This window comes from Cryobacterium sp. Hh11, from assembly GCF_004404045.1.
In the GTDB taxonomy this organism is placed as follows: Bacteria; Actinomycetota; Actinomycetes; order Actinomycetales; family Microbacteriaceae; genus Cryobacterium; species Cryobacterium levicorallinum.
In genome coordinates this window covers 186,964-200,768 of sequence record NZ_SOHF01000037.1, presented here as the reverse complement: position 1 = coordinate 200,768, position 13,805 = coordinate 186,964, and the positions used below count along the sequence as shown (strand labels likewise).

The 13,805-nt window shown below is 67.5% G+C and carries 15 protein-coding genes and 1 pseudogene; 8 read left to right on the top strand and 8 right to left on the bottom strand.

The window, feature by feature from the left end; all coding sequences use genetic code 11:
* Nucleotides 1-260 precede the first annotated feature (260 nt).
* Nucleotides 261-1,446 (bottom strand): annotated as a pseudogene (locus E3T46_RS16945) (oligopeptide:H+ symporter).
* A gap of 167 nt (nucleotides 1,447-1,613) precedes the next feature.
* Here E3T46_RS16945 and E3T46_RS16940 point away from each other — a divergent pair.
* The 4 genes from E3T46_RS16940 to E3T46_RS16925 all read left to right on the top strand — a co-directional run bounded on the left by E3T46_RS16940 (nucleotide 1,614) and on the right by E3T46_RS16925 (nucleotide 5,270).
* The gene (locus E3T46_RS16940) at nucleotides 1,614-2,540 is read left to right on the top strand and encodes a 2-hydroxyacid dehydrogenase (protein WP_134579432.1); all 927 of its coding nucleotides are present in this window, start codon (nucleotides 1,614-1,616) and stop codon (nucleotides 2,538-2,540) included.
* A gap of 40 nt (nucleotides 2,541-2,580) precedes the next feature.
* A complete protein-coding gene (locus E3T46_RS16935) occupies nucleotides 2,581-2,910 on the top strand; it encodes a metal-sulfur cluster assembly factor (RefSeq protein ID WP_092452431.1) in 330 nt (109 codons plus the stop codon).
* 251 nt (nucleotides 2,911-3,161) lie between these two features.
* On the top strand, nucleotides 3,162-3,863 hold the full coding sequence (locus E3T46_RS16930) for an FCD domain-containing protein (protein WP_134579431.1): 702 nt from the start codon (nucleotides 3,162-3,164) through the stop codon (nucleotides 3,861-3,863).
* Nucleotides 3,864-3,875: 12 nt separating this feature from the next.
* Nucleotides 3,876-5,270, top strand: coding sequence for an alpha-hydroxy acid oxidase (locus E3T46_RS16925; protein ID WP_134579430.1), 1,395 nt, complete (start codon nucleotides 3,876-3,878; stop codon nucleotides 5,268-5,270).
* Nucleotides 5,271-5,307: 37 nt separating this feature from the next.
* Here the strand turns inward: E3T46_RS16925 and E3T46_RS16920 are convergent, their stop codons facing one another.
* The 5 genes from E3T46_RS16920 to ddaH all read right to left on the bottom strand — a co-directional run bounded on the left by E3T46_RS16920 (nucleotide 5,308) and on the right by ddaH (nucleotide 9,187).
* Complete coding sequence (locus tag E3T46_RS16920; RefSeq protein WP_134579429.1) at nucleotides 5,308-5,679, bottom strand: type II toxin-antitoxin system death-on-curing family toxin; 372 nt, start codon at nucleotides 5,677-5,679, stop codon at nucleotides 5,308-5,310.
* Nucleotides 5,676-5,882 (bottom strand): ribbon-helix-helix protein, CopG family, encoded by a 207-nt coding sequence (locus E3T46_RS16915; protein WP_170851596.1) that lies wholly within the window; start codon nucleotides 5,880-5,882, stop codon nucleotides 5,676-5,678. Before E3T46_RS16915 ends, E3T46_RS16920 begins: the two co-directional genes overlap by 4 nt.
* Before the next feature lie 45 nt (nucleotides 5,883-5,927).
* Nucleotides 5,928-6,890, bottom strand: coding sequence for an acetylxylan esterase (locus tag E3T46_RS16910; RefSeq protein WP_134579428.1), 963 nt, complete (start codon nucleotides 6,888-6,890; stop codon nucleotides 5,928-5,930).
* A 153-nt stretch (nucleotides 6,891-7,043) separates the two neighbouring features.
* Nucleotides 7,044-8,306 (bottom strand): ornithine--oxo-acid transaminase, encoded by a 1,263-nt coding sequence (rocD, locus tag E3T46_RS16905; RefSeq protein ID WP_134579427.1) that lies wholly within the window; start codon nucleotides 8,304-8,306, stop codon nucleotides 7,044-7,046.
* Between the two features lie 26 nt (nucleotides 8,307-8,332).
* Nucleotides 8,333-9,187 (bottom strand): dimethylargininase, encoded by an 855-nt coding sequence (gene ddaH / locus E3T46_RS16900; protein ID WP_134579426.1) that lies wholly within the window; start codon nucleotides 9,185-9,187, stop codon nucleotides 8,333-8,335.
* A gap of 226 nt (nucleotides 9,188-9,413) precedes the next feature.
* Here ddaH and E3T46_RS16895 point away from each other — a divergent pair, with 226 nt between their 5' ends.
* A complete protein-coding gene (locus tag E3T46_RS16895; protein ID WP_092452413.1) occupies nucleotides 9,414-9,851 on the top strand; it encodes an Lrp/AsnC family transcriptional regulator in 438 nt (145 codons plus the stop codon).
* A gap of 9 nt (nucleotides 9,852-9,860) precedes the next feature.
* On the opposite strand, the gene E3T46_RS16890 is transcribed toward E3T46_RS16895, so the two are convergent.
* Nucleotides 9,861-10,631, bottom strand: coding sequence for an ABC transporter permease (locus E3T46_RS16890; protein ID WP_134579425.1), 771 nt, complete (start codon nucleotides 10,629-10,631; stop codon nucleotides 9,861-9,863).
* 169 nt (nucleotides 10,632-10,800) lie between these two features.
* Between E3T46_RS16890 and E3T46_RS16885 the strand changes: the two genes are divergently transcribed.
* From E3T46_RS16885 to E3T46_RS16875, 3 genes are all read left to right on the top strand, one after another.
* Nucleotides 10,801-11,175: a GntR family transcriptional regulator gene (locus tag E3T46_RS16885; RefSeq protein ID WP_134579424.1), complete on the top strand. Its 375-nt coding sequence runs from the start codon at nucleotides 10,801-10,803 to the stop codon at nucleotides 11,173-11,175.
* Between the two features lie 141 nt (nucleotides 11,176-11,316).
* Complete coding sequence (locus E3T46_RS16880) at nucleotides 11,317-12,309, top strand: hypothetical protein (protein ID WP_134579423.1); 993 nt, start codon at nucleotides 11,317-11,319, stop codon at nucleotides 12,307-12,309.
* On the top strand, nucleotides 12,309-12,668 hold the full coding sequence (locus E3T46_RS16875) for a GntR family transcriptional regulator (protein ID WP_092452540.1): 360 nt from the start codon (nucleotides 12,309-12,311) through the stop codon (nucleotides 12,666-12,668). Before E3T46_RS16880 ends, E3T46_RS16875 begins: the two co-directional genes overlap by 1 nt.
* Before the next feature lie 136 nt (nucleotides 12,669-12,804).
* Here E3T46_RS16875 and E3T46_RS16870 read toward each other — a convergent pair whose 3' ends face one another.
* Nucleotides 12,805-13,800, bottom strand: coding sequence for an NAD-dependent epimerase/dehydratase family protein (locus E3T46_RS16870; RefSeq protein ID WP_134579422.1), 996 nt, complete (start codon nucleotides 13,798-13,800; stop codon nucleotides 12,805-12,807).
* Nucleotides 13,801-13,805: the final 5 nt, after the last annotated feature.

Genomic DNA, 13,805 nt, shown 5'->3' with positions numbered 1-13,805 from the left:
GTTCTGCACGCCGGCGACGGGCGCGAGGCGCCGCCGGTGCGGCCGAGGCGCCGAGGCCGGTCCGCCGTGCTGGAGCGGGAGCAGGCGCCGGCCGCGCCCGAGGGATCGGAGCCCGACCTCGATCGAGAGACCGCGACCCGGGAGATCGCGATCGTCGAGGCGACGGTTCCGCGCTAACTGCGGGCGGTTGCCACTGAGTAGACAACTTCGATGGGTTACGACCCCGCAGCACCCGACAAAGTTGTCCACTGAAGGACGGCCTAGCGAACCCCGCCCATCAGGCGCAGCACCGGGCGGGAGATCAGAACGAGTAGGAGCCCGTGCACAATCGCGATGCTGCCGAGCACGCTGAAGTAGACCCGCCCTGGCGCAGTGGCGTACCAGGTCGCGAGCACACCCGACACGGCGGAGCCGAGCGCGACCGAGAGAAAGAACAGAGCCACCATCTGCGTCTTGAAGACCTCCGGCGCGAGCTTGGTGGCGACCGAGAGTCCGACCGGTGAGAGCAGCAGCTCCGCAATCGTAAAGACCAGCAGAATTCCGATCATCGCCAGGAGTGGCGTCGAGTTCGCGGCACCGCCGGCGAACGGCAGGAACAGCAGGAAGGCGCCGCCCATCACCGCGGTGCCCACCGCGAACTTGATCGGCGTGGGGGGCTGCCGCGTTCCCAACCTGGTCCACAGGGCGGCGAAGATGCCGCAGAGCACGATGATGAGCACGGGATTGAAGGACTGCACCCAGGACACCGGCATCTCCCAGCCGAACAGCGCGCGGTCGAGTCGCTCGTCCGAGTAGATCGTGACGACCGTGAATTGCCGTTGGTAGAGCGACCAGAACGCCGCACTAGCGATAAATAGCGGAATGAAGGCGCAGACCCGTTGGCGCTCGACCGTGGTGATCTGGCGGTTCGTCAGGATCACCACGAAGTAGGCAATTGTCGCGACGATCGTCAGCCCGATCACGATGGTGACCAGATTGCTCGCGGTAATCATCCCGGTGAGCCCGAGCACGACAATAACGCCGAGCGTCGCGATCGCAATGACGATGTAGCGGGACCATCGCGAACGCGGCAGCGGATCGGGAACCCGCCGGGCGGCATCCGGCAGGCGCTTGCGGCCGAGGGAATACTGGGTGAGCCCGATCGCCAGGCCAACGGCGGCGAGGCCGAATCCGTAGTGGAAACCGATCGGCGGTCCAGGCGCTGAGGATCGTCGAGAGGTAGACGCCACCGCCGTATGCACCGACGATGCCGGCCGCAGTGGTCTGCGGGATTCCCAAGCCGCCGTCGGCCGCCGAGAAGTATAAATACAACAACAGGATGCCCTGCATGCCGTAAAAGGAAAACCACTCCCGCATCTCGACGCCGAAGATGTTGGCGAGTGAACGCGGCTGTCCAAAGAAGGAGCGGTCATCGCGGGCAGCGGCGTGGTCGACGACTTTGCTCATGCGCCATGATTATCAATCGCCTCCGGGAGAGAACATCGACCGGCTCCTGCCGAAGCAGGAGGCACACCGTCGGAACCCCCGACACGGGCGCGGGATGGTCCAGGCGACCTCGCCGCTCTACACGCCACCCTCGGCGCTGAGCACCGGCGCCCGTCTAGGCTTGACCGATGAGCTCCGAAACCCTGCGCGTCAGCCTGCCCGAGCCCGACCTGCGCGCCGCCCTTGGCGAGCTGCCCGATGGCGTCGAGGTCATCGAGTGGGCGATGGAAGGCCCGGCACCTATTCCCGAGATCGACCTTGTCGTGACACCGTACATGGGCGCCGCCAACCGGGTCGCCCATCTCGCGGGCGTGCGCACCCGGCTCGTGCAGAGCCAGTCGATCGGCTACGACGGCATCGACACGCTGCTGCCCGCCGGCCACGTGTTCGCGAACGCCGCCTCCGTGCACGAGACCTCGACCGCCGAGCTCACCCTCGCTCTGATTCTGGCCTCCCAGCGCGGCATCGACGACTTCGTACGCGCCGCCGAGCGGGGCGAGTGGGCACCAGCGCAGCACGCGAGCCTGGCCGACCGCACCGTGCTGCTGCTCGGTTACGGCGGCGTCGGCCACGCCATCGAAACCCGGCTGCTCGCCTTCGAAACCACGGTCATTCGCGTCGCCCGCACCGCCCGCACCGACGAACGCGGCACGATCTACGGCTTCGAGTCCCTGCCCGAACTGCTTTCGAGGGCCGATATCGTCGTGGTCGGCGTGCCGCTCACGACGGAAACCACCGGCATGGTCGATGACGCGTTCCTGTCGCTCATGCCGGGCGGCGCCCTGCTGGTGAACATCGCCCGCGGCCCGGTCGCCGACACGGAGGCGCTGCTCGCTCACGCCACCAGCGGCCGAATCCGGCTCGCGCTCGACGTGACCGATCCGGAACCGCTGCCGGCGGGGCATCCACTTTTCGCGCTGCCCAACGTGATCATCTCCCCCCACGTGGGCGGCGCCTCGAGCGCGATGCTGCCACGCATGGCCCTGCTCGTTCGCCAGCAAATAGAACGGATGCTGCGCGGCGAGACCCCGGTCAACGTCGTGTTGACGAGTTAGTCGGGCACTGCGCGCCCCGCCGCGACCGTAGGCTGGGACCATGGTCTCAGCACTCACTCCGGCACGCCAGGATGACATCGAAGAAGCACTCAAAAACGTGATGGACATCGAGATCGGCATCAACGTCTTCGACCTCGGCCTGATCTACGGCCTGGCCTGGGACGACGACACCGACACGCTCGTCATCCAAATGACCCTCACCTCGGCCGGCTGCCCCGAGCAGGAGGTACTGACGGAGCAAACCGAGCAGGCCCTCGTCGGCGTGGTCGAACGCCATCGGATCAACTGGGTCTGGATGCCGCCGTGGACGCCCGACAAGATCACCGACGACGGTCGCGACATGATCAGCGCCCTCGGCCTGAGGCTGTAACCACCCACGATCTCTGCGGCTGGGGCAACCCGGCCACGTGCTGCTGCCGCGAACGGATGCCTGAGTCCCGCGCGAGTTGCTTCCCTCCGCCCTGGTGCGCCCGGGCGACGCGCGTCGCGCTGCCGCTTGGTGCAGGCGCGTGCGCACCAAACGGGCGCTCCCAAGTTATGACGATTTGTCTATCGCGCGACCGGGTGATCCTCGTGTAACCTGTGGTCAGACCACATGGTCACTGCACCCGAGAGGACCCGATGACCGCCCCACGCGCCTGGCAGGTCGTGCTCGACGCTGTTGAACGCGACCTGCTCGACGGCCGACTCAGCCCGGGAGACCACCTGCCGCCCGAGCGCACCCTTGCCGCCGACCTGGGCGTCGGCCGATCCAGTGTGCGCGAGGCCCTGCGCGTGCTCGAAGTGCTCGGTCTAATCCGCACCGCGGTCGGTTCCGGTCCCTCGGCGGGCGCGATTATCGTCGCCCGCCCCGGCGGCGGGATGTCCGCGCTCATGCGCCTGCAGGTCGCGGCCCAGGGCTTTGCGGTGGCCGACGTGGTCAAAACCCGCCTCGTTCTTGAGGGCTCGATCGTCACCGACCTCGCGGCCGCAGGCTCCCCCGACCTGGCCGCCTCCGCGCAGATCCTCACCGCGATGGAAAACCAGACCCTCACCGAAGCCGAATTTCTCGCCCTCGACGCGGCGTTCCACCTCTCCCTCGCCGAAGCGAGCGGCAACCAGGTCGTCACGGCGACGATGGCCGGCCTCCGCAGCGCGATCGAGGGGTACGCGCGGGCCGGCGCGGCGGGCCTCGCGAACTGGCCGGCAACATCCGCTCGCCTGATGCTGGAGCATCGCGGCATTCTGGCCGCCATTCTGGCCGGTGAAGCGGATGCGGCCCGCCTCGCGATGCACGCCCACATCTCCAACTACTACGCCGAAACCCACCTGCGCGATCACTAGAGAAGGACGACCATGGTTCAACGACGCATCCCCAAAATCAAAGATCTCGCCCCGCTGATGAAGTTCAAGAGTCCGGAGCTCAACGCAAAGAAGCGCCGGCTGGCCGCCGCGCTCACGATCGCGGACCTGCGCGCCATCGCCCAGAAGCGAACGCCCAAGGCGGCCTTCGACTACACCGAGGGCGCGGCCGAGGCCGAAATCTCGCTCGGCCGGGCCCGCCAGGCCTTCGAGGACATCGAGTTCCACCCGTCGATCCTGCGCGACGTGTCGACCGTGTCGACCGGCTGGGACGTGCTCGGGGCGCAGGTTTCACAGCCGTTCGGTATCGCGCCCACCGGATTCACCCGCATGATGCAGACCGAGGGCGAGACCGCCGGGGCGCACGCGGCGGCTCGGGCCGGAATCCCCTTCGCGCTGTCGACCATGGGTACCACCTCGATCGAAGACGTCAAGGCCGCCAACCCGAACGGCCGCAACTGGTTCCAGCTGTACATGTGGAAGGATCGCGACCGGTCGATGGCCCTCGTGGACCGGGCCGCGAAGGCCGGTTTCGACACGCTGCTGGTGACCGTGGACGTGCCCGTGGCGGGCGCCCGGCTGCGCGACAAGCGCAATGGCTTCTCGATTCCGCCGGCGCTCACCCTCGGCACGGTCGTCAACGCACTGCCCCGGCCGGAGTGGTGGATCAACTTTCTGACCACCGAACCGCTCGCCTTTGCGAGCCTCGATCGCTGGAGCGGCACGGTCGCTGACCTGCTCGACACGATGTTCGACCCCACAGTCGACTTCGAGGACCTGGCCTGGATCAAGGCGCAGTGGCCCGGCAAGGTCGTCGTCAAGGGCGTGCAGAACCTCGAGGACGCCAAGCGCCTCGTCGATCTCGGCGTCGACGGCATCACCCTCTCGAACCATGGCGGTCGCCAGCTCGACCGGGCGCCGATTCCGTTCCGCCTGCTGCCGCAGGTCGCGCGCGAGGTCGGTGCGCACACCGAGGTGCACCTCGACACGGGCATCATGTCCGGAGCCGATATCGTGGCTTCGATCGCTCTCGGCGCCCGCTTCACCATGATCGGCCGCGCCTACCTCTACGGCCTGATGGCCGGCGGTGAGGCCGGGGTCGACCGCACGATCCAGATTCTGTCGGAACAGGTCAGCCGCACGATGCGGCTGCTCGGGGTGAACTCGCTCGAGGAGCTGAACCCCGGGCACGTGACGCAGCTGTCCCGGCTGATGCCGGTCGCCGCTCCCATGGTCGCCGCGGCCGAGGCTGTTCCCGCGCGGAAGGCTCCGGTACGCAAGGCTCCGGTAGGCACAGCCGCCGCGCCGAAACAGAGCATCGGTGCATCCGCTGCCGTGACGGGCACGCCGGTGAAGCGGGCGCCGAGGAAGACGGCCCCGCCGAAATAGCCCCCGCGGCGCAGCCCGGTCCGGGTTGCGCTGCGGCTTATGGCCGTTGGACCCGATGCGCAGCGATGCGGCGTTCAGATTCGTCGAGGTCGATAGTTCCTTCGGCGACGCCGATCACGAAGTCGAACCCCTCGTTGGCGGTGAAATCGTGAGCAAATCCGTTGATCCACAAAAAGAGAACCATCAGGGTCCAACCGGTGCGCTTGTTCCCGTCCACGAGCGGATGATTACGCACGAGCGATTCGAGCAAGGCTGCGGCCTTGCGATCAAACGTCGGGTAGGCATCCGTTCCAAACATGGACGCCGACGGCCGGGCCAGCGCAGATGCGAGGAGGCCGGCGTCCCGTACGTGGAATCCGTAGCGCTCGGTCACCTGAAGCGCGTCGGCGACCTCCAGGTATCGGGTCATGCGTCTTCGAGCCGCTGCAGCAACTCGGCGTCGTGGGTCAGTACGAACTGCAGGCCCGACTCGATTTCATCTCGACGCGAGTAGCGGTCGACAATCAGCGTTGCCCCCTGCAGCAGCAGAGCGTGCTTCGACACGTGTTGTGCCGCCGCGAGCTCTTCCAGTTGACGATCGAGCTCCTCCGGGATGCGCACATTGATAGCCATACCAAAATGGTACCGCCATTGGTTTTTGGCGGCAAGAGCCGAACGTCAGGCCAGGTTCTCGCGGAACGCCCGCAGTGCGAGCGCATCGTCTTCCCAGGCGCCGCCCTCATGCCCGTTGTATGGCCAGACCGTGATCTGCTTCGGGCCGGCATAGTTGTTGTAGGCCGCGAAGACGGTCGATGGCGGGCAAATCGGATCCATCAGTGCCGCCGTCATGGTCACCGGCGCGGTGGCCCGCTTGGCGAAGTTGACGCCGTCGAAGTAGGACAGCACGTCGTGCACGCGCGTAACCTTCAGCCGATGCGTCGCGAGATACTGGCCCAGCTCGCGGTACGGCTGCGCGTCGGTGATAACGGATGCCCGCGGAAAGTCGCACAGAAACGGCACCCGAGCGACCACGGCGGAAAGGTCGGGAACCAGTCCGGCCACGGCGAGCGCGATTCCACCGCCCTGACTGGTGCCCATCACGCCGACGCGGGCTTCGTCGACGAGCGCCAGGCTGCGGGCCGCCGCGACGGCGCGCACGGCGTCGGTGAAGAGGCGGCGGTAATAGTAGGTCTCGCGGGAGTCAATGCCGCGGGTCATGAACCCTGGGACCTGTGGACCGCTCCCGGCGTCATCGGCAGTGTCGCCGGCGCTGCCGCCGTAGCCCTGCCCGCGCAGGTCCATCTCGAAGTGCGCGAACCCGGCGGATGCCCACAGCAGATTCTCGAAAGCCTGCCCGCGTCCCCGGCCGTAGCCGTGAAACTGCACGATGGTCGGCAGCGGACCGCTCGCGCCGACGGGCACCCGCAGCCAGGCCTTGATCGGCTGCCCGCCGAACCCGGCGAAGGTCAGGTCGAACACGTCCAGTGTGCTGAGCCCGGCGTCGACCTTCAAGGCTGTGACATTAAGCGGATGGCCCTCGGCCTCGGCGAGGGTGTCAGCCCAGAACGCGTCGAAGTCGCCCGGGTCGGCCTGGCCGCTGCGATAGGCGCGGAGTTCGGCTTCGGGCAGGTCGGTGTACATGCCCTTCAGCCTAGAGCCGCCCGGCTTGGCGCCGCAGCCGTCACGCGGGGACATCCGCTGTTGCGGTGGCTGATTCAGGAAACGCGCGTTCGCCGAGCCACGATCCCCACGGAACGGGGCGAGCCGGGCCGGTGCCGCGAGCCGACCGGAAGCCTACTTCGCCGCGGTGAGGTCGGCCAGCACCAGGCGCAACTGCTCGACAGCCCAGTCCACGTCGTCAGCCGAGACGACGATCGGCGGGGCGAGCCGAATGGTCGAGCCGTGGGTGTCCTTGGCGAGCACGCCGCGGGCGAGCAGGGCCTCGCAGACGACGCGGCCCGGGGCCAGCGCGGGGTCGATGTCGATGCCGGCCCAGAGACCGACGCCGCGCACCTCGACCACGCCGTGGCCGATCAGCGCCGAGAGTCCGGCATGCAGGCGTGCCCCGAGTTCGGTCGCTCGCTTCTGGTATTCGCCCGTGGCCAGCATTTTCACGACGGCCAGGCCCACGGCGGCGGCGAGCGGGTTACCACCGAAGGTGGAGCCGTGCTCGCCGGGGTGCAGCACTCCGAGTACGTCGGTGTTGCCGACGACCGCCGACACCGGCACGATGCCGCCGCCGAGGGCCTTGCCGAGCAGGTACAGGTCGGGCACGACGCCGACCAGGTCGCAGGCGAAGGTCGAGCCGGTGCGGCCGAGCCCCGACTGGATTTCATCGGCGATGAACAGCACGTTCAGACGCGTCGTAATCTCGCGCACGGCCGGCAGATAGGCGGCCGGCGGCACGACGATGCCGGCCTCGCCCTGGATCGGTTCGAGCAGCACGGCGACGGTGTTCTCGTCGATGGCAGCCTCGAGCGCCGCGGCGTCGCCGTAGGGCACGGTGCGAAAACCGGGTGTGAACGGTCCGAAACCGGCGCGGGCCGATTCGTCGTCGGAGAAGCTGATGATGGTGGTGGTGCGGCCGTGGAAGTTGCCGGCGGCGACGATGATGTTGGCCAGGTCGGGCGCGACGCCCTTGACTCGGTAGCCCCAAGCGCGGGCGACCTTGATGCCGGATTCGACGGCCTCGGCGCCGGTGTTCATGGGCAGCACCATGTCTTTGCCGGCGAGTTCGGCGAGCGCGGTGACGAACGGGCCGAGCTGGTCGTTGTAGAAGGCACGGCTGGTCAGCGTGATGCGGCCGAGCTGCGCGCGGGCGGCGTCAAGCAGTACCGGGTTGGAGTGCCCGAAGTTCACGGCGGAATATGCGGCGAGACAGTCCAGATAGCGGCGACCGGCGACATCCGTTACCCAGGCGCCGTCACCGGTCGCGACAACGACCTCGAGCGGGTGGTAATTGTGCGCGGCGTGCGCACTTTCCTGGGCGATCAGTGCGGTGGCTTCAGACAAAACGGATGCTGCGGGCACGGTCTCGGCGGTCAGGTTCGTGGTCATATCGTGCTCCTTCAGGTTGGGCGCGGTCATCGGCGCAGCTCGAGCGTGCAGCACTTGACGCCGCCGCCGCCGAGCAGCAGCTCGGACAGGTCGACGCCGATCGGGTTGTAGCCGCGGGCGCGCAGCTGCTGTTCGAAGTCCTTGGCGCGGGCGGCGATGACGACGTTGTAGCCGTCGGAGTAGGAGTTGAGTCCGAGGATGGAGGCATCCTCTTCGGTGACGATAATGGCGTCGGGATAACGTTCCTGCAGAATCGCGAGGCTCGGAGCATCGAACGCGCTCGGCAGGTACGCGATATTGCTGTCATCGAGCACGGCGACGGCGGTGTCGAGGTGGTAAAAGCTCGGGTTGATCAGGCGCAGGGTGATGACCGGGCGGCCGGCGATAATCGAGAGCTCTGCATGGCTGTTCGAATCGCTGCGAAAGCCGGTGCCGGCCAGAATAACGTCGCCGACCAGCAAAAAGTCGCCCTCGCCCTCGTTGGTTTCGATCGGCACGCGTACGTCGAAGCCGTTGGCGCCGAACCAGTCCATGTAGGCGGGACCTTCGGGCTGGCGCTGTACGTGGGTGAACTTGGCGCCGTAGGCCTGGTTGTCGATGACGAATCCGCCGTTGGCCGCGTAGACCATGTCGGGCAGGCCGTCGATCGGCTCGATCAGCTGCACGTCGTAGCCGAGGCCGACGTAGGTGTCGTACAGGGTCTGCCACTGCTCGACGGCGAGCGAGGTATCGGTGGGCAGGGCCGGGTCCATCCAGGGGTTGATGCGGTAGACCACGGTGAAGAACTGCGGCTTGCACATGAGAATGGTGCGCTTGGTGGCGGTGCGCACCGGAACGGCCGATTCTTCGGAGAGGACGGGGGTGGCTGAGTCGATCGACATGAGGCTCCTTCGTCGTTTCGCGGACCTGAAAACCCACGAAACGTAGGGTGAATGGCGGACCAGGTCGCTCACGAGAGCCCGGCGCGATCGAATCACGATCGTTCCGGGACGCCAGTCCTAGTCTCACACATCACGATTCAACGTTTCACGCTGATCTGCGCAATAAATCTTCGAGAATGGCCGTCGGGACGCACGTTTGCGCACAGCGATCGCCTAGACTCGGCCCATGGACAACCTAGACCACAGCATTCTGGACCTGCTGCGCCAGAATGCGCGTGCCGGCTACGGCGATATCGGATCCGTCGTGGGGCTGTCGGCATCCGCTGTGAAACGGCGCGTTGATCGGCTGGTGGCCGACAAGGTCATTCGCAGCTTCACCATTCAGGTCGACCCGGCCGTCGACGGCATGAGCACGGAAGCCTATGTCGAGCTGTTCTGCCGCGGCACGGTGGCACCCGACGAACTGCTGCGCATTCTCTCCGGCGTGCCGGAGGTGGTCGATGCCGGAACGATCACCGGCAGCGCCGATGCCATGGTGCACATTCGCGCCCGGGACATTCCCGGTCTCGAGGCGGCCCTCGAAAAGGTGCGCCTCGCGCCCAACGTCGACCACACCCGCAGCGCGATCGTCTTGTCCCGCCTGATTCACCGTTCGGTCGAGTAATTTCGAGGGCTAGACCGTGGGGACGGGCTTTTGGCGCACCGGGCCGACCAGGTGCAGCAGCGTCACCGCGGCGATCGACCCGGCGCAGAGGATGCCGGCGAGCACGACGATCTGAAACCGGCCGGCCTCCAGGGGCGATGCTCCGCCAAAGATCGCGCCGACGAACGCCCCGGGCAACGTCACGAGGCCGGTGGTTTTGGTCTGATCCGTGGACGGGATGATGGCGAAATACACCGCTTGCCGGGCGAGCTCCCGGGTGGACTGGCCCGGCGTGGCGCCGAGCGCGAGCCAGCCCTCGACCTCGTCCCAGTGGTCGCCGACCGCTTCGGTGAAGCGCCGACCGCTCAGGGTCGCGATCGACATGGCATTGCCGATGATAATGCCGCCGATGGCGAGCACGTAGCGCGGCGAAAATTCAATCGCCCCGGTCGTGAACACGATCGTCAGCGTGACGACAACACCGAGCCCCATCGCCGCAGCAACCCGCACCAGGTGGCGCCGGTTGAAGCCGATCCTCCGGGTCACCGTGCCAACGGCCGCCGCGAACATGACGAGCAGTCCGACACCGACCCAGAGCGGATCGTTGATGATTCCGCTGAGGATCAGGCTGATCGCGGCCAGCTGCAGGGTGCCGCGCAGCAGGGCCAACGCCGGCGCGAAGGGATGCTGCGTGCGATAGCCGCGCAGCACCGTCACGACCACCGCCAGAAGCAGCAGGACACCGACCAGGGTGGGCAGCAGCCCGGCCAGCTGGGCGGGCAGATCGGCCGGGAAAGTCATGGGTTCGAGCCTACCGAGCCGCCGCGGCCTCACGAACGGTGCTTCGTGGGCGTTGAGGCAGGCAGACACCCGGGCTCTCGGACATTCTGGAGGAACGTACCAACGGCATGCTGTTGCAGCATCCGTTGTAGCGGGGCAAAATTGTCCATAACGTTGAACGGAGGGTCCCGTGCCCGCTTCCTTTGTTGCCATTGATTCCCAGTCGAGTACGCCGCCGTTCGAACAGTTGCGCAGCCAGGTGATTGCGGCCGTGCGCTCCGGCGAGCTCGCCCACGACACTCGCCTGCCGACCGTGCGCGCCCTCGCCGCTGAACTCGGCCTCGCCACGAACACGGTCGCCCGCGCCTATCGTGAGCTGGAGCGTGACGCCGTCATTGAAACCCGCGGCCGATTCGGGTCATTCATCGCTCCCAATGGCGATGCGGCGGCGCGGCAGGCCCAGGCGGCCGCCACGTCGTTCGCCGCGCGCATTCAGCAGCTCGGGGTGAGCCGGGAGGAGGCGCTCGCGCTCGTCACCGAAGCTCTGGAGCGTCCCAGCGCCTGAACCGCTGGTGCTGTGCTCTTTCTGGGTGCATTGAGTTTTCGCGGTTAGGCACGGCCAGGACAGCTTTTCCTACCGAGCACCTATTGCCACAGTTGTTTGTATTGCTACTCTGGTACAAAACGCACACAAAAGGAGGGTTTTGTGAATCCGGTCTTAGTGATTTTGGCAGCGCTGGTAATGGCAGCTCTCGGCATCCGTTTGGCCTATATCTCAAGTGCCGAACCGCGCAGACGGATGCTGCACGCCTACTCTCAGCAGGTCGGGCTCGCGTTGGTTCCCGGGATCGTTCCCGAGCTGTCGCGCCGACTCTATCGCCGGGAACGTGCCGGGGTCGTCGGAGCGATGATCGGACTCGTCGTCGGAGCGGCGGCGCTCGTCTCGATGGGCGGGAGCGAGAGCCCGTGGAACGGACTTCTGGTCGGGGTCACGATGACGGTTGCGTCGACAAGCGCCGTGATCCTCAACGATTCGCATGCGGCCTTCGCCCCGGTTCCCGAGGCGCCGCGACTCGCGCGCAGCCTGTCGCCCCGGCTGGCCGACTATGTCACGCCGCTCGACCGCACGTTTTCGCTGGGATTCCTGGCGCTGGCCACCCTCGGCTACATTGCCGTGCTCGGGGTCATCGCGATCAACCCGGAGCGGGTGTTCGATGACGTTTCGGTGCGCACTATTCTCTGGCCGGCCGGACTGCTCCTGGCCCTCGCGGCTGCAGCGAGCCTGCTCACCTGGGCGGCAGTCGGGGCGCTGCTCGATCGCGGCCAGCCGGCCAGCACATCCATCGAACTGGCCTGGAGCGATGCCTTTCGCAGCACCACCCTGCGCAGCCTGGTCGGGATCCCGGGCATCATTGCGGCCGTCAGTACCTGCGTGTTGTTCCTGTCACTCAGCGACTCGATCTATCTGCCGGAGCCCGGCTCGGTCGGGCAGATTCTGGTCGAATCGTTCACGATAATGGGACCGGTGCTGGTCTTCGCCCTAATCGGTTGGAGCGTGACGAGCCTGCGCAATCGCAGCACCACGCACTACCTGCGTCGACTGTGGCCCGAGACAGCCATGGAACTCGACCGGCGCCGGCGCGGCCCAACCGCCGACAACTGGCCCGACGAAGACAGCCGAGAGAAGACCTCGGCATGATGCTGCTGGTCGATCCGCGCTCCGCCACACCGCCCTACGAACAGTTGCGGGTGCAGGTACTCGCCGCCGTTCGTGCGGGTTCACTGGCCCCCGGCGACAAGCTGCCGACCGTGCGCAAACTCGCGGACGATCTGGGGCTCGCCGCCAATACCGTGGCCCGCGCCTACCGCGAGCTCGAGCGCGACGAAGTAATCGAGACGCGCGGCCGCAACGGTTCCTTCATCGCCGCCAGTGGGGATGCCGCCCAGCAGCACGTGCAGGCCGCCGCCGCCGCGTTCGCCGCCCGGGCGCGCAAGCTCGGCGTGGCCCCCGAGGAGGCGCTCACGTTCGCGCGCGCGGCCCTCGGGTTTCGCGCGTAGCGCCGCATCTGCCGGGATGGCCGTGCAGACCTGCGCGCTTCCGCACGAAATGAGCTCCCAACGCGCAGTTTTCGCGACTGGGGACACCGCCGCACAAACCGACCGGGCCCGGGCCCGGGCCCGGGCGGAGTGATGGCTAGCGGGTGCGGCGAGCGCGATAGTGCGCGGCGAGACGCTCGAAGCCCTCGTCGAGGGAGACCGCGGGGGTCCAGTGCAGGTCGGCGCGGGTGCGGCGCTGGTCGAACCAGTGCGCGGTCGAGAGCTGTTCGGCCAGAAACCGGGTCATTGGCGGCTCGTCGACACCCGGGCGACGCCGCCAGATGGCCTCAATGAGCGAGCCGACACCGCGGGCAGCGGATGCCGGCACCCGCCAGGTCGGCGCCGGCACGTTGGCCGCGCCGCAGATTCCGGCGAGGATGTCCGCAACCGGGCGCGGTTCCCCGTTGGTGATCACGTAGCTCTGGCCATGCACGGTGACAGCTGCGTCGAGCGCGGCATGAATGGCCGAAGCCGCGTTATCGACGTAAGTCGTGTCGATCAGTGCAGCGCCGTGGCCGAGCAGCGGCAGCCGACCGGAGCGCGCCCGGTCGACGATGCGCTCGATCAGCTGGGTATCGCCGGGACCCCAGACCAGATGCGGGCGCACGGCGACCACGCTGAATCCGGGAGCATCGGCGGCCAGCGCGAGCAGTTCGGCGTGAGCCTTGGTGCGGGCGTAGTCGCCGCGAGCGTGTTCCGGCGCGGCCGGCAGCGCGTCCGAACCCATGATCGAACTGCCCGCATGAGCGACCGACGGTGAGGACACGTAGACGAACCGGGAGACGCCGGCCTGCTGCGCAGCCTGCAGCACCGTGCGGGTGCCGCCGACATTCACCGCCGCGAACTCGTCCGGATCCCCGGTGAGGGAGACCTTCGCGGCGAGGTGCACGACCGCGTCCATGCCGCTGACGGCATAGGCGAGACCGGCGTACGGGGTGTCGGCCGGCGTCGTGATGGAGCCGTGCACGTCCTCGACGCCGGCCACGCCGGATGGCCGCCGTTGAAAGGTGCGCACCTCGTGCCCGGCCGCGCTGATGCGCTCGGCGACGGCGCGACCGAGAAAGCCGCTGGCTCCGGTCACCAGCACTCTCATGGCGA

Excerpts from the sequence above, each read along its gene's own strand:
- E3T46_RS16935 (WP_092452431.1), top strand. The coding sequence starts at position 2,581 with ATGGTCTCAGCACTCACTCCGGCACGCCAGGATGACATCGAAGAAGCA.
- E3T46_RS16925 (WP_134579430.1), top strand. The coding sequence starts at position 3,876 with ATGGTTCAACGACGCATCCCCAAAATCAAAGATCTCGCCCCGCTGATG.
- E3T46_RS16870 (WP_134579422.1), bottom strand. The coding sequence starts at position 13,800 with ATGAGAGTGCTGGTGACCGGAGCCAGCGGCTTTCTCGGTCGCGCCGTC.
- E3T46_RS16915 (WP_170851596.1), bottom strand. The coding sequence starts at position 5,882 with ATGGCTATCAATGTGCGCATCCCGGAGGAGCTCGATCGTCAACTGGAA.
- E3T46_RS16890 (WP_134579425.1), bottom strand. The coding sequence starts at position 10,631 with ATGACTTTCCCGGCCGATCTGCCCGCCCAGCTGGCCGGGCTGCTGCCC.
- rocD (WP_134579427.1), bottom strand. The coding sequence starts at position 8,306 with ATGACCACGAACCTGACCGCCGAGACCGTGCCCGCAGCATCCGTTTTG.
- E3T46_RS16920 (WP_134579429.1), bottom strand. The coding sequence starts at position 5,679 with ATGACCCGATACCTGGAGGTCGCCGACGCGCTTCAGGTGACCGAGCGC.
- E3T46_RS16875 (WP_092452540.1), top strand. The coding sequence starts at position 12,309 with ATGCTGCTGGTCGATCCGCGCTCCGCCACACCGCCCTACGAACAGTTG.
- ddaH (WP_134579426.1), bottom strand. The coding sequence starts at position 9,187 with ATGTCGATCGACTCAGCCACCCCCGTCCTCTCCGAAGAATCGGCCGTT.
- E3T46_RS16930 (WP_134579431.1), top strand. The coding sequence starts at position 3,162 with ATGACCGCCCCACGCGCCTGGCAGGTCGTGCTCGACGCTGTTGAACGC.
- E3T46_RS16895 (WP_092452413.1), top strand. The coding sequence starts at position 9,414 with ATGGACAACCTAGACCACAGCATTCTGGACCTGCTGCGCCAGAATGCG.
- E3T46_RS16940 (WP_134579432.1), top strand. The coding sequence starts at position 1,614 with ATGAGCTCCGAAACCCTGCGCGTCAGCCTGCCCGAGCCCGACCTGCGC.
- E3T46_RS16910 (WP_134579428.1), bottom strand. The coding sequence starts at position 6,890 with ATGTACACCGACCTGCCCGAAGCCGAACTCCGCGCCTATCGCAGCGGC.